Source organism: Nocardioides bizhenqiangii, assembly GCF_034661235.1.
GTDB lineage: Bacteria > Actinomycetota > Actinomycetes > Propionibacteriales > Nocardioidaceae > Nocardioides > Nocardioides bizhenqiangii.
In genome coordinates this window covers 2009274-2023837 of the sequence record NZ_CP141059.1, presented here as the reverse complement: position 1 = coordinate 2023837, position 14564 = coordinate 2009274, and the positions used below count along the sequence as shown (strand labels likewise).

The window sequence follows — 14564 nt, the reverse complement described above, 5'->3', positions numbered from 1 at the left end:
GCCGGCTTCGCCAGGCGAACTTCCCCGATTCGGCGGGGGAACTTCCCCGACTCGGCGGGCGAACTCCCCCGATTCGCGGTCAGCAGGCGGGGAGGGACTTCGACGCTTCGGAGCCGGTCTCGCCGAGGGGCTGGGGGTCCTTGCAGTCGACGCCGGCGGTGACCGAGCCGTCTGAGGTCCAGATGCGGACCGGGGGGACGACCTCGAGCTCGGACGTCTGTCCGAACGCGAGCGGGCCCTTGAAGACGGTCTCCCCGGAGCCGTCGCGCACGATGACCCGGGCGCCGCCGGCGGTCGCAGTCAGCGTGACCGGTACCGCCTCGGCCTTGGCGCCGCCGCCGATGCCACCGCTGCCGGTCTGCCGCAGCGGCGCGGCGTCGTCGAGCGCCACCGGGCCGTCCATCACCAGCCGGGCGATCGACCAGATCAGGACCGCCGCCATCACCGCGGCGAGCAGCACCGACCAGTTCCGGCCGCCTCGGGTGCCGCGGATCGACCCCCCGACGCCGGTGGCCAGCTCGGACTCGAAGACCCGGCGCGGGTCGACGGGGGCGTCGGCATAGGTCTCGTCGTACGACGCCACGAGCGGGCCGGCGTCGATCCCCAGCACCCGCGCCAGGGTGCGCAGGTGGCCGCGGGCGTAGAAGTCGCCGCCGCACGGGCCGAAGTCGTCGACCTCGATCGCCTCGATCACGTGCGGGCGGATCCGGGTGCGCTCGGAGAGCTGGTCGACGGTCAGCCGGAGCCGCTCGCGGGCGGCCTCGAGCTGCGGACCGATGATCGGGTCGGGCGCGGGGTGCACAGCGAGGTCGTCGAGGACGACGGTCAGGTTGTGCTGGGCCGAGTCCGGCTCTGCCCCCGCGCCGACGGCCGGGTCGGCGAGGAGTGCGTTGGCGCCGATGGTCGGGTGGGACCGCCCGGTGTGGTCGGCGCGGGATCCCTGCACGGAGCCGGTGTGCTGCACCTCCACCCGCGCGGCCGAGGCCACGGGGCGTCCCGGGGGCGGCGGCGTCGGGTCGTCGTCCCGGACCGCGTCCATCTCGTCGGTCGACGCGTCGGCGACGACGGGGTCGATCGAGTCGACGGTGTCGTCGTCGGAGTCACCGGTGTCGGCTTCGTCGACGTCGGCGGCGCCGGACGGCGGCGCCAGCGGGTCGCGGAAGCGCTTCTCGACCTCGGCCGCGATCCCACGGCGCTCGAGCCTCGCCGTGTCCTCCGCGAGCGGGCCGATCTCGCTCTGCTCGACGGCGGGCTCCGCCGTGCTCACCGCGTCATCGGCACCGGTGGCGTCATCGAGGTCGACATCGTCGGCGACGTCCTCCTCGATGCCCGGCACCACCTCGACCACGTCGGCGCGCCCGTCGGCGAGGACAGCCAGCTCGTCGCTGATCGTGCTCGCGTCGACGCCGACGACCCGGGTCGCGAGGGTCAGCGGCACGATCAGCTGCTGGCCGCTCTCCCCCACGACCAGCAGGTGCCCGTCGTGCAGCGGCAGCCGGCGCGGCAGGTGCTCCATGCACTCGATGTCGTCCCAGGCGATGCCCTGCCAGTCCGCGCCCTGGCGCAGCCGGACGCCGAGCCGGTCCGCGACGAGCAGCGGTGCCCGGGCGTCGGCCACTGCGGCCACGTGCAGCACGGTGATCACACCGAGGACGGCGAACAGAGCCCAGTCGAGCGCGCTCCCGTCGCCGAAGGCGCGGAACGCGAACGCAATGGTGAGTACGGCGGCAACGGCGCCGACGATCCCGGAGAGGACGACGTTGCGGCGCACCTCCACCTGGCCGGCCGCCTCCGCCGTCTCCGTCTCCGCATGCGTCTGGTCGGTCATGTCACTCCCCCTGGATGGTCGCGATCACGGAGTCGAGCTCATCGGGTTTCACCAGCACGTCGCGCGCCTTCGAGCCCTCGCTGGGCCCGACCACACCACGGCTCTCGAGGATGTCCATCAGCCGGCCGGCCTTGGCGAAGCCGACGCGGAGCTTGCGCTGCAGCATCGACGTCGAGCCGAACTGGGTCGACACGACGAGCTCGATCGCCTGGACGACCAGGTCCATGTCGTCGCCGATGTCGTCGTCGAGGACCTTGCTGCTGCTCTGCGGCGCGGTGACGTCCTCGCGGTAGGTCGGCTCGAGCTGGGCCTTGCAGTGGCGGACGACCTGGTGGATCTCCGCCTCGGTCACCCAGCTGCCCTGAACCCGCACCGGCTTCGACGCACCCATCGGCAGGAAGAGGCCGTCACCCTGGCCGACCAGCTTCTCGGCGCCCGGCTGGTCGAGGATGACCCGGCTGTCGGCGAGCGAGGAGGTCGCGAACGCGAGCCGCGACGGCACGTTGGCCTTGATCAGGCCGGTCACGACGTCCACCGACGGACGCTGGGTGGCGAGCACCAGGTGGATGCCGGCGGCCCGCGCGAGCTGGGTGATGCGGACGACCGAGTCCTCCACGTCGCGCGGCGCGACCATCATCAGGTCGGCGAGCTCGTCCACGATCACCAGCAGGTAGGGGTACGGCGTCAGCACCCGCTCGCTCCCCGCCGGCACCGTGACCTTGCCCGCGCGGACCGCCTTGTTGAAGTCGTCGATGTGGCGGAAACCGAAGTTGGCCAGGTCGTCGTACCGCATGTCCATCTCGCGGCAGACCCACGCCAGTGCCTCGGCGGCCTTCTTCGGGTTGGTGATGATCGGCGTGATCAGGTGCGGGACGCCCTCGTAGTTGTTGAGCTCGACCCGCTTGGGGTCGACCATGATCATCCGCACCTCGTCGGGCGTCGCGCGCATCAGGACCGAGGTGATCAGCGCGTTGATGAAGCTCGACTTGCCGGAGCCGGTCGCACCGGCCACCAGCAGGTGGGGCATCTTCGCCATGTTGGCGACGACGAAGCCGCCCTCGACGTCCTTGCCGAGCCCCGCGACCATCGGGTGGTGGTCGGTGCGCGCGACGTTGGACCGCAGCACGTCACCGAGCGACACGATCTCCTTGTCGGTGTTCGGGATCTCGACACCCACGGCCGACTTGCCGGGGATCGGGCTGAGGATCCGGACGTCCTCCGAGCCGACCGCGTAGGAGATGTTGCGCGCGACGCCCATGATCTTCTCGACCTTCACGCCGGTGCCGAGCTCGATCTCGTAGCGGGTGACGGTCGGGCCCCGCGTGTAGCCGGTGACCTGGGCATCGATGCCGAACTCGTCGAGCACCTGGGTCAGCCGCTCGACGACGGCGTCGCTGGCCTTCGACCGGGCACGGTGCGGGGATCCGGGCTTGAGCGCGTCGCCGTTCGGCAGGGTGTAGGCGATGTCGCCGGACAGGGCGAGCTGCTCGACCCGCTGGGGCAGCGGCGTGTGCGGCGGCGGCTCGAGCTCGCCGGTCTCGTCCTGGCCGGGCGCCGGCGCGGCCGGGTCGGTGAGGGAGACGTCGATCGGCTCGCGGAGCTCCATCGACTCCTCGACGGCGGCCGCGGCCTTGCGACCCCGTCGCTTCTTGGTGGGCTCGGCGAGCAGCGGCGTGTCGTAGGCCTGGTCGCCCATGAGCGGGTCGATCGTGTCGTCGGATCCGCGCTTGACCCGGATCGGCTGCGTCGGCTCACTGCCGCCGTCGGCGGTCGGGCGCCGGCCGAGGAGCGAGTCGCCCATCTCGCGGAGCCGGTCCGGCACGCGGTAGAGCGGGGTGGCGGTGATGACCAGGAGGCCGAAGAACGCGAGCAGCACGAGCAGCGGCACGACGACCGCCGACGAGCGGAGCAGGTCGAGCAGCAGCGCCGACACGACGTACCCGACGGCGCCGCCGCCGTCGCGCAGCGGCGTGGTGTCGCCGCTGACCGGCTGCGGGCTGCCGTTGGCGATGTGCACGATGCCGAGCAGGCCGAAGCCGAACGCCGCCCAACCGATCACCTGGCGGCCGACCGGCCCGTTGGAGACCGGATCGCGCATGACCCGCCAGGCGGCCAGCAGCACCAGGAACGGCACCAGCCATCCCACCTTGCCGACGGTGCCCGCGACGACGGTGCGCACGAAGTCCATGACACCGCCCGGCACCTCGAACCAGACCCCGGCCGCGACCACGAGGGCAAGTCCGCAGAGGAGCAGGCCGATCCCGTCGCGGCGCTGCTCGGGCTCGATGTCCTTGGCGCCCCCGACGATCCCCCGCACCACAGCGCCCACACCGTGCGCGATGCCCAGCCAGATCGCGGCGATCGCGCGGGCCAGCGCGCTGAACGCGTGCGCCACCGGACCGGTTCCGTTGCGGACAGCACGGGGCGCCGGCCGTCGGTTCGCGGTGCTCCGCTTCTTCGAGGTCGGTCGCTTCTTGGCTGTACTCCGCGATCGCGAGCTGGTGCTGGCCCTTTTGCTGCTACCGCTACCGCGGCTCTTGGACGTGCTCCGGCTGCGCGACCGCGTCGGGGAAGACGTACGGGTCGCCATGCTGATGACCCTACTCATTCGTCACATCCGCCCCATGCATCACGGGAGCGTGTCGGCGTCCCAAACACCCCTTGATTCACGCGGGCCCATGATCCTGAGCGCAAGGCAACGGCCAGACGACACGCCGACGAATTGGGGGGTGGACCAAAGCGTGCCGTGCTCTTAGGGTGCCGGATGGCGCGCCACTCTCGGGTGCGGCTTCAGGAAATTCGTTCCTTCGAAGGGAATCTCGGTGAAGAACTTCAACCGAGGCCGCAGTTTTGCTGTCGGCCTCGCCCTTGTCGCCGCCGGCTTGGCGGCCCCTCCAGCAGTCAGCGCCTCCGCTGCTCCGACAACGCAGCCCGACCCGTCCCTCGTCGCCGAGATGCGCGACGAGGCGTCCGGAAAGCTCGCCCTGCGCAACAACCCCGCCACTGGGAAGGTCGGCTTCGCGCGCGCCAACGGGGCCGACCCCGACCTGCTCCCCGGCGTCGCCGCCGAGGGTCGCGCGGGCGCGATCGACAAGGCCACCCGCTACCTCGACCGGTTCGCCGGAGCCTTCGGCGCCCGGGCCAGCGAGCTGAAGCAGACCGAGGTCTACTCCGACCGGGGCGGCCACTCGGTCACCTTCACCCAGTCCTACAAGGGGATCCCGGTCTTTGCGGCCGAGCTCAAGGCCGAGGTCAACCGCGAGGGCGCGCTGACCTCCGTCAACGGCTTCGCCGCTCCCGGCCTGTCGCTCTCGACCTCACCCCGGTTCTCCGAGAGCCAGGCGTCGGCGCGCGCGCTCGAGCTGGTCAAGGCCAGCCCCGAGGGCCACGAGGACGGCGGTGTGCCCGAGGGCTTCACGAAGGGCCTCGAGGTCCGGTCGATCAAGCTGATGATCTACCGCACCGGCACCCCGCGCGGCATCGACGGCGTCAACAGGCTCGCCTGGGTTGCCGAGGTGTGGAACAAGTCCACCATCCGCGAGACGGTCATCCTCGACGCCGAGACCAACAAGCCGCTCAACCGCTGGTCGATGATGGCGCACGCCCTCGACCGTGAGCTGTTCGAGGGCAACGAAGACGGCACCTACACGCACGTCTGGAGCGAGGGCGACCCCTTCCCCGCCGGCCTGACCGAGGACCAGGAGAACGAGATCCTGGGCGCGGGTGAGTCCTACTGGATGTTCCGCAACACGTTCGGCTACAACTCGTGGGACGGCACCGGCGGGACCATGTACACCACGAACAACGACCCGCGGATCAGCTGCCCCAACGCCAACTGGAACGGCTTCTCGACCAACTACTGCACCGGCGTCACCGGTGACGACACCGTCGCGCACGAGTGGGCCCACGCCTACACGGAGTCGACCTCGGGCCTGATCTACCAGTGGCAGTCGGGTGCGATGAACGAGGCGTACTCCGACATCTGGGGCGAGACCGTCGACATGCTGAACACCCGGCACAACGAGGGCGGCGACACGCAGGCCGACAAGATCGAGCGCACCGAGGGGGTGTGCTCGGTGCACACCCGCTCCGCGGTGACGATGGAGATCACCGCGCCCGCCAGCGTCGACGGACCCTGCACCGCCGCTCCGGCGTCGTTCGGCCCGGTCATCACGCAGGCCGGTGTGTCCGGCACCGCGATCGTCGGCGTTGACGGCGTCGGAACCCTGCCGGACGGCACGCCCGACAGCTCGACGGGCAACGGCTGCCTGCCGTTCACCAACGCCGGCGACATCGCCGGACAGTGGGTCTACGTCGACCGAGGCTCCTGCACGTTCCAGACGAAGGCCGACAACGCGGACGCCGCCGGTGCCGAGGGCATCGTCGTCGGCGACAACGTCGCGGGTCGCGACCCGATCTCGATGTCGGGCATCTCCGACATCTACGGAGTGATGGTCACCCTCGAGGACGGCGAGCGGTTCAAGACGGCCGGTGGCCCGGTGAGCTTCGACATCGCCGCGGTTCCCGCGCCGACGGACGACACCTACCGGTGGCTGTCGGGCGAGGCCGACCCCGCCTTCGGCGGTGCGATCCGCGACATGTGGAACCCGAACTGCTATGGCCATCCGGGCGCGGTCTCGGACGCCGAGTACCACTGCGACGAGAGCGACTCCGGCGGCGTGCACTCCAACTCGGGTGTGGTCAACCGGACGTTCGCGATCCTCGTGGACGGTCTGGACGGCAAGGTCGCCCCGATCGGTCTCGACAAGGCAGCGTGGCTGTTCTGGTACTCCCAGATCCACTACCTGACGCCGTCGTCGTACTTCCCCGACCTGGCCGACGCTCTCGAGGCGTCCTGTGCGGCACTGCAGGGCGTCACCTTCGAGAAGGTCACGCTCGGCAACCCGTCGGATCCCGACGGGTCCGACGGCGGCGTGGTCGACCCGGAGCTGGTCGAGGGCGGCACCACCGCCACCGACTGCAACAGGGTCAAGGACGCCATCGCCGAGACCGAGCTGCGGCTCGACCCGCAGGAGCAGTGCGACTGGCAGCCGCTGCTGCAGCCCGGCAACCCGTCGGTCTGCGGTGACAAGTTCCTGACCAAGACCACCTACGTGGAGAAGTTCGAGGACGGCCTCGCGGGCTGGAGCCAGGACGAGGAGCTCGGTTTCGCATTCAGCGAGGGCATCCCGTGGGAGGTCGCGGAGGAGAACGACGGTCCGGCCGGACAGGGCAGCAACGCCGCGTTCGCCCCTGACCCCGTCACCGGCACGTGCGGCGCCCCTGGCGACCTCACCAGCCGCAACGGCCTGATCAGCCCGGACATCCAGGTGCCTCGTGGCCGGGTCCCCCGGCTGACCTTCCGCCACTACATGGCGTCGGAGGCGACGTGGGACGGCGGCAACGTCAAGGTCAGCGTCAACGGCGGGGCCTTCGAGCTGGTGCCGGCCGACGCGTACCTGTTCAACGCGCCGGGTCGCGAGCTCGACCCGACCCAGGGCACGTCGATGGGCGGCGAGCTCGCCTGGACGGGCACCGACGGCGGTCAGCTGACCGGTTCGTGGGGCAAGTCGATCATCAACCTCCGCGGGCTTGCGGACGCGGGCGACACCGTGAACTTCCGGTTCGACTTCGGTCGTGACGGTTGCAACGGCGTCGACGGTTGGTACGTCGACAACGTGAAGGTCCAGGTCTGCGCACCCAAGCCGGTCGGGACGGACACGAAGGTCGTGGATGTCGACCCGCGTCCGGTGGTCAAGGGCAAGGCGTTCACGGTCAAGGTCAAGGTCACCGCCAACAACGGCAAGACCCCGACCGGGCGCGTCGCCCTCTTCGTCGGAGCGGCGAAGCTGGGACGAGACACGCTCAACGGGAACGGCGTCGCCGAGATCACGGTGCTGCGGATCTTCCGGGTCGGCTCGCACGACCTGCTCGCGCGGTACAACGGGTCGGAGCTATTCCGGCCGAGCCGCCAGGGATTCACGATCCGCGTGGTCCGACCATGATCGGCTAGCAGCAAGGGCAACGGTCCCCGTCCTCCTCAGGAGGACGGGGACCGGCTGTCTTGCCGCCTGTTGGTCGAGCTGCGACTACGCCTCGACGACGACCGGGATGATCATCGGCCGGCGCTTGTGGGTGCTGCTGACCCAGCGGCCGATCGTGCGTCGTACGGACTGCTGGAGCTGGTAGGTGTCGTCGACGCCCTCCGACAGCAGACCGTTGACCGCGTCGACGATCGGCTGCTTGATGGCCTCGAACATGGTGTCGTCCCAGGCGTGCCCGCGGGCGTGGATCTCGGGGCCGGCGGAGACCTTCCCGGCGACCGAGTCGACGACCACGATCACGGAGATGAAGCCCTCCTCGCCGAGGATCCGGCGGTCCTTGAGCTCGGACTCGGTGACGTCGCCGATCGACGGGCCGTCGACGAACACGTAGCCGACCGGGACCTTCCCGGTGACCGACGCCACGCCGTCGACGAGGTCGACGACGACGCCGTCCTCGGCATAGACGACGTTCTCAACGCCGGTCTGCTTGGCCAGCGCGCCGTTGGCGAGCATGTGGCGGACCTCGCCGTGCACGGGCAGCACGTTGCGCGGGCGGACGATGTTGTAGCAGTACAGGAGCTCGCCGGCGCTGGCGTGACCGCTGACGTGGACGAGCGCGTTGCCCTTGTGCACCACGCGCGCACCCCAGCGGGACAGGCCGTTGATGACGCGGTAGACGGCGTTCTCGTTGCCGGGGATCAGGCTCGAGGCGAGGACGACGGTGTCGCCGGCCTCGAGGTTGACGAAGTGGTGGCTGCGGTTGGCGATGCGCGCCAGGGCGCTCATCGGCTCGCCCTGCGAGCCGGTCGAGATCAGCACCTGCCGGTCGACCGGAAGGTCCGCGAGCTCCTTGGCCTCGACCATCACGCCCGACGGGATGGTCAGGTAGCCGAGGTCCCGCGCCACCCCCATGTTGCGGACCATGGAGCGGCCGACGAAGGCGACCCTGCGGTCGTGGGCGACCGCGGTGTCGAGGATCTGCTGCACGCGGTGCACGTGCGAGGCGAAGCAGGCGACGATGATCCGCTGATCGGCCTCGCGGAAGACCTGGTCGAGGACCGGCGTGATCTTCCGCTCCGCCGTCGTGAACCCCGGCACCTCGGCGTTGGTCGAGTCCGTGAGGAAGAGGTCGACGCCCTCCTCCCCCAGCCGGGCGAACGCACGGAGGTCGGTGATCCTGCCGTCGAGCGGCAGCTGGTCCATCTTGAAGTCGCCGGTGTGGAGCACGAGACCGGCGCCGGTGCGGATGGCGACCGCCAGCGCATCGGGGATCGAGTGGTTGACCGCGATGAACTCGAGGTCGAACGGCCCGAAGCTGATCCGGTCGCCCTCCTTGACCGTGTGGGACACCGGCTGCTTGAGCCGGTGCTCCCGCAGCTTGCCGTTGAGCAGGGCGAGGGTGAGCTCGGAGCCGACCAGCGGGATGTCGCCGCGCTCGCGCAGGAGGTACGGCGTGGCGCCGATGTGGTCCTCGTGCCCGTGGGTCAGCACCAGTGCCTCGATGGCGTCGAGACGCCCCCGGATCGGCGCGAAGTCGGGCAGGATCAGGTCGACACCGGGCTGGTGCTCGTCAGGGAAGAGCACCCCGCAGTCGACGATGAGCAGGCGGCCGTCGTACTCGAAGACGGTCATGTTGCGGCCGACCTCGCCGAGGCCGCCGAGGGGGATGACCCGCAGGCCTCCGGTGGGGAGCTCGGGCGGTGCGCCCAGCTCGGGATGCGGGTGACTCAACCGAGGACTCCCGCCGCTTCGAGCCCGGCACGCAGGGCGACGAGCTCGGTGTCGTCGAGCTCGACCAGCGGCGAGCGGACCCGGCGGTTCTCCAGGATCCCCAGCATCTCCAGCGATGCCTTCGCGGTGGTGGCGCCGTAGTTGGCAGCGCCCATGATCGCGTCGACCGCGGGGAGCATGCCGGTGTAGATGTCGAGCGCGGCCATCGGGTCGCCGTTGTGGAAGGCGTCGTACATCGCGCGCAACCGGTCACCGACGACGTGGCCGGCGACGGACACGAAACCGACGGCTCCGTGCGCCAGCCAGCCCAGGTTGGCGACGTCGTCCCCGGAGTAGACCGCGTAGCCCAGCTCGCGGATCCGGACGCCGCGGGCGAAGTCACCGACCGCGTCCTTCAGCGCGACGACCGGCTCCCAGCTCGCCATCTCCTCGTAGCACTCGAACGCGATCTGGGTGCCGGTGCGACCCGGGACGTCATAGAGCATCACGGGGAGCTCAGCGGCGTCGACGACCTGGCGGAAGTGGTTGAGGATCCCTCGCGGGCCGGGCTTGTTGTAGTAGGGCGTCACCAGCAGCACGCCGTCGGCGCCGATCTTGGCCGCCTGCTGGGCCAGCCAGATCGAGGTGTTGGTGTCGTTGGTGCCGACGCCGGCGACCAGCTTGGCGCGGTCGCCGACGGCGTCCTTCACCGCGGCGAGGGTCTCACCGTCCTCCTCCTTGGTCGTGGTCGCGGACTCGCCGGTGGTCCCGGAGATCACCAGTCCGTCGTGGCCGTGGTCGACGAGGTGGCGGGCGACCCGCTGGACGGCGTCGAGGTCCACCGAGCCGTCCTCGCGGAAGGGCGTGACCATCGCGGTCAGCACGGTGCCGAAGGGGGCGGAGCTCATGGAGCAAGGCTATCCCCTCGCCCGGGGGCACCGGACCGGCGGCGCGCGTACGTGCGCCGGCCATCGCGGTCTGCTGTAATGCTCGCCGTCCGATGTCGAAGGAAAGAATTCATAGGTTGCGCTCCAGCATGGGTTGGCCGCTCGCTGTCCTCGGGACGGCGATGGCCCTGGTCCTATCGGGGATCACGGTCGTTCCAGACGCAGCCGCACCGGCGACTGCCGTCGCCAACGCGCCGGCGACCGCTGCCGCCCGGCCCAACATCGTGCTGATCCTGACCGACGACATGCGCGCGGACGAGCTGCGCCTGATGCCCAACGTGCAGCGCCTGCTCGTCCGGAAGGGCACCAGCTACACCAACGCGATCTCGCCGCACCCGGTGTGCTGCCCCGCCCGCGCCGAGCTCCTCACCGGCCAGTTCGGACAGAACAACGGCGTGCAGAACAACAAGGGCCCGTGGGGCGGCTACAAGGCACTCGACCAGCCCGACAACACCGTCGCTGCCTGGCTGCAGGCAACCGGTTACCTGACGGCGCACCATGGCAAGTACCTGAACGGCTACCGTCGGGTGAGCTCGCCCCACGAGCCCGGCTGGACCCGCTGGGACACGCAGATCGGCGGTGAGTACAGCTACGACGGGCGGGCGCTCTTCGCCGACGGCGACCGGTACGAGGGCGACTACATCGCCGACGTCGTCCGTCGGCGCACGAACCGTGTCCTGACCAAGTTCTCCCGCATGGCGGGCCCGTTCTTCACCTTCATCAACCATGTGGCCCCGCACGGTGCCTATCACGGTGGGCGCTGGACGCTGCCCCGCGCCGAACGCCAGTACAGCGACGCGTACCCCGACCTGCTGCCTCCGTCGTACGACGACCCGGCCTTCCAGGAGAGGAACGTCCGTGACCTGCCGTCCGATCTGCAGCAGCCGCCGATCCTGACCAGGACGCTCATCAGGATGGCCCGGGCCCGGGCCCGGGCTCTGCGTTCGGTCGATGACGCAGTTGCCCGCACCATCCGCCGGTTGCGCGCGCTCGGCGAGCTCCGCAACACCTACGTCGTTTTCACGTCCGACAACGGCTTCCAGATCGGCGAGCACCGGCAGGTCGGCAAGAACCTGCCGTTCGACGAGTCCTTCGACATCCCGCTGGTGATCCGCGGTCCGGGGATCCCCGCTGGAGAGCGCATCCACGAACCAGTCACACTCGTCGACATGGGGGCGACCTTCCTCGACTGGGCGGGCGGGGTGGCGCCCGGGCGTCCGCTCGACGGGCTCCCGCTGCGCCACATCGGGCGCAAGCACCCGCGGGACACGCTCCTGGTGCAGATCGGCGACTCCGCGAGCGACGCCTCCGACGGCTGGAAGTACCGGGGCGTGACGACTCGCCGCTACCTCTTCGCGACCCACGCCAGCAACCCGAACAGGGGCATCCTGTTCGACCGCCGACGCGACCCGCACGCGACCGTCAACCAGTTCCACCGGCGGGCGTACGCGCAGGTCAGGCGTGAGCTGATGCGGCGGACCCGGTTGCTCGCGGTCTGCTCCGGCCAGGCCGAGTGCAACCAGGCGTTCGGTGCGCTACCGGAACCTGGCTGAGGCAGTCCCGGGTGCCCCTCAGACGTGCGGCATGACCTCGTCGGCGACCAGGTGGAGGTGCTCGAGGTCGGCCAGGTCGAGGACCTGCAGGTAGATCCGCTGGGATCCGAGCGCGGCGTACCGGCCGATCTTGTCGACGACCTCCTGCGGGGAGCCCGCCAGCCCGTTGACGCGCAGCTCCCCCGGTTCGCGACCGATCGCCTCGGCGCGGCGGGAGACCTCGGCCTCGTCGCGTCCGGCGCACAGCACGAGCGCGTTGGACCAGGTCAGGTCTCCCGGGTCGCGACCGATCTCCTCGCACGCCGCGCGTACCCGCGCGAACTGGGTCTCGGTGGTCTCCACGTCGAGGAACGGCAGGTTGAACTCGTCGGCGTACCTCGCGGTCAGTGCGGGCGTCTGCTTCTTGCCCTTGCCGCCGATGAGGACCGGCGGTCCGCCGCGGTGGCCGACGGACTGGACCGGCTTCGGCAGGGCCGGCGAGTCCGACAGCTGGTAGTGGGTGCCGGCGAAGTCGTAGGTCCGGCCGACCGGCGTCGACCACAGCCCGGTGAGGATCTCGAGCTGCTCGGCCAACCGCTCGAACCGCTCCTTGGTGTCGGGGAACGGGATGCCGTAGGCGGTGTGCTCCTCGGCGAACCAGCCCGCTCCGATGCCCAGCTCGACCCGGCCGCCGCTCATCGCGTCGACGCCCGCCACCTGGATCGCGAGCACGCCCGGATGGCGGAAGGTCGCGCTCGTCATCATGGTGCCGAGCCGGATCGTTGAGGTGTCCCGCGCGAGCCCGGCCAGGGTGGTCCAGGCGTCCGACGGTCCGGGGAGGCCGTCGCCGCCCATCGTCAGGTAGTGGTCGGAGCGGAAGAACGCACCGAAGCCGAGCTGCTCGGCTGTGCGGGCGACCGCGAGGAGGTCGTCGTACGACGCGCCCTGCTGGGGCTCGGTGAAGACACGGAGCTCGACTGTCATGCCCTCACTTTCCCAGCCCTCCCCAACCGGCCGGCGAAGGTGGTACGACTGGCGGATGGACGCCCTCCGCATTGCTGCCGATGCCGCCCTCGACTACGCCGCGTCGGTCGACGACCGGCCCGCCTTCCCCACGCCCGAGGCCATCGCCGGCCTCACCGCCTTCGACGAGCCGCTCCCCGAGACCGGCGCCGACGTCGCCGAGACCCTGCGGCTGCTCGACGCCGCGGGATCGCCCGCGACCGTCGCGACCACCGCCGACCGCTACTTCGGCTTCGTGATCGGCGGCGTCCACCCCGCCGCGCTCGGTGCGGCGTGGCTGGCGGACGCCTGGGACCAGAACGCGGGGCTGCCGGTGATGTCGCCGGTGGCCGCCCGGCTGCACGACGTCGTACGGCGCTGGCTCGTCGACGTCCTGCGGCTGCCGGAGCAGACCGGGGTGGTGTTCACGACCGGCGCCACCGTGGCCAACGCGACCTGTCTCGCGGCTGGGCGCGACTCGCTGCTCGAACGTGCCGGGTGGGACGTCCAGGCGGACGGGCTCTTCGGCGCGCCGCCGGTCACCGTCGTCGTCGGCGCCCACCGGCACTCGACGCTGTCGAAGTCGCTCGGGCTGGTCGGCCTCGGCCGCCGGCGGGTGGTCGTGGTCCCCGCGGACGACCAGGGGCGGCTACGGGCCGAGGAGCTGCCGGACGTCTCCGGTCCGGTGCTGGTGTGCGCGCAGGCCGGAGAGGTCAACAGCGGCGCGTTCGACCCGTTCGACGCGATCGCGGACTGGGCAGCCGACCGGGAGGCCTGGGTGCACGTCGACGGCGCCTTCGGGCTCTGGGCGCTCGCGGATCCGACCCGCGCCGCTCTGGTCGCAGGGCTGGACCGCGCCGACTCGTGGGCGACGGACGGGCACAAGTGGCTCAACGTCACCTACGACTGCGGGATCGCGTTCGTGCGGGAGGTGACCGCGCTGCGGCGGACGTTCACGGCGGTGGCGGGCTACCTGCCCGGCGACGAGGGCTTCGAGACGATGCACCACACGCCGCAGTCGTCCCAGCGGGCGCGTCAGATCGAGGTGTGGGCGGTGCTGCGCGCGCTCGGGCGGACCGGCGTCGCCGAGCTGGTCCAGCGCACCTGCGACACCGCGGCCGCGCTTGCGGACCGGCTCCGTGCCGGCGGGTTGGACGTCGTCAACGACGCCGTCCTCAACCAGGTGCTGGTGCGGCTCGACGACGCCGCCTCCACCAACGCACTCGTGGCCGCCGTGCAGGCCGACGGCCGGATCTGGTGCGGCGCCACCCAGTGGCACGGCGCTCCCGCGATGCGGATCAGCGTGTCGTCGTGGAAGTCCGGTCCGGAGGACGCGGAGGCGGTCGCCGGAGTGATCCTGGAGTGCGCGACGCGCGCCCGGGCCGCGGGTCGGTGACGGCTAGGGCGTGTCTCTCTGTCCGGCGCCGTCGCGAGCGGCGCATCCGGCCGATCTGGCAAGGCGGCGGAGCGCTGGCCTGCTGGGCGCACGTCGAGCGACGCC

General features: G+C 70.9%; 8 protein-coding genes. 3 read left to right on the top strand and 5 right to left on the bottom strand.

Features of this window, described 5'->3' with window-relative positions; genetic code table 11:
- Window positions 1–79: 79 nt before the first annotated feature.
- Window positions 80–1828, bottom strand: a complete 1749-nt coding sequence (locus SHK19_RS09710; protein ID WP_322457201.1) for a helix-turn-helix domain-containing protein — start codon at window positions 1826–1828, stop codon at window positions 80–82.
- A 1-nt stretch (window position 1829) separates the two neighbouring features.
- Window positions 1830–4418: a DNA translocase FtsK gene (locus SHK19_RS09705; RefSeq protein ID WP_322938526.1), complete on the bottom strand. Its 2589-nt coding sequence runs from the start codon at window positions 4416–4418 to the stop codon at window positions 1830–1832.
- A gap of 232 nt (window positions 4419–4650) precedes the next feature.
- On the opposite strand from SHK19_RS09705, the gene SHK19_RS09700 reads away from it, so the two are divergent.
- Window positions 4651–7833 carry a M4 family metallopeptidase gene (locus SHK19_RS09700; RefSeq protein ID WP_322938525.1) on the top strand — a complete coding sequence of 1061 codons (3183 nt, stop codon included), beginning with the start codon at window positions 4651–4653 and terminating at the stop codon, window positions 7831–7833.
- Window positions 7834–7917: 84 nt separating this feature from the next.
- Here SHK19_RS09700 and SHK19_RS09695 read toward each other — a convergent pair whose 3' ends face one another.
- Window positions 7918–9603, bottom strand: a complete 1686-nt coding sequence (locus SHK19_RS09695; RefSeq protein WP_322938524.1) for a ribonuclease J — start codon at window positions 9601–9603, stop codon at window positions 7918–7920.
- A complete protein-coding gene (gene dapA / locus SHK19_RS09690) occupies window positions 9600–10490 on the bottom strand; it encodes a 4-hydroxy-tetrahydrodipicolinate synthase (protein WP_322457205.1) in 891 nt (296 codons plus the stop codon). Before dapA ends, SHK19_RS09695 begins: the two co-directional genes overlap by 4 nt.
- Window positions 10491–10618: 128 nt before the next feature.
- Here dapA and SHK19_RS09685 point away from each other — a divergent pair, with 128 nt between their 5' ends.
- The gene (locus SHK19_RS09685) at window positions 10619–12082 is read left to right on the top strand and encodes a sulfatase-like hydrolase/transferase (RefSeq protein ID WP_322938523.1); all 1464 of its coding nucleotides are present in this window, start codon (window positions 10619–10621) and stop codon (window positions 12080–12082) included.
- An 18-nt stretch (window positions 12083–12100) separates the two neighbouring features.
- On the opposite strand, the gene SHK19_RS09680 is transcribed toward SHK19_RS09685, so the two are convergent.
- Window positions 12101–13045 carry an LLM class F420-dependent oxidoreductase gene (locus tag SHK19_RS09680; RefSeq protein ID WP_322938522.1) on the bottom strand — a complete coding sequence of 315 codons (945 nt, stop codon included), beginning with the start codon at window positions 13043–13045 and terminating at the stop codon, window positions 12101–12103.
- 55 nt (window positions 13046–13100) lie between these two features.
- Between SHK19_RS09680 and SHK19_RS09675 the strand changes: the two genes are divergently transcribed.
- On the top strand, window positions 13101–14459 hold the full coding sequence (locus SHK19_RS09675; protein WP_322938521.1) for a pyridoxal phosphate-dependent decarboxylase family protein: 1359 nt from the start codon (window positions 13101–13103) through the stop codon (window positions 14457–14459).
- Window positions 14460–14564 lie beyond the last annotated feature (105 nt).

What these genes read in the sequence shown, in the direction of transcription:
- SHK19_RS09710 (WP_322457201.1), bottom strand. Translation starts at nt 1,828, where the DNA reads ATGACCGACCAGACGCATGCGGAGACGGAGACGGCGGAGGCGGCCGGC.
- SHK19_RS09705 (WP_322938526.1), bottom strand. Translation starts at nt 4,418, where the DNA reads ATGGCGACCCGTACGTCTTCCCCGACGCGGTCGCGCAGCCGGAGCACG.
- dapA (WP_322457205.1), bottom strand. Translation starts at nt 10,490, where the DNA reads ATGAGCTCCGCCCCCTTCGGCACCGTGCTGACCGCGATGGTCACGCCC.
- SHK19_RS09685 (WP_322938523.1), top strand. Translation starts at nt 10,619, where the DNA reads ATGGGTTGGCCGCTCGCTGTCCTCGGGACGGCGATGGCCCTGGTCCTA.
- SHK19_RS09680 (WP_322938522.1), bottom strand. Translation starts at nt 13,045, where the DNA reads ATGACAGTCGAGCTCCGTGTCTTCACCGAGCCCCAGCAGGGCGCGTCG.
- SHK19_RS09675 (WP_322938521.1), top strand. Translation starts at nt 13,101, where the DNA reads ATGGACGCCCTCCGCATTGCTGCCGATGCCGCCCTCGACTACGCCGCG.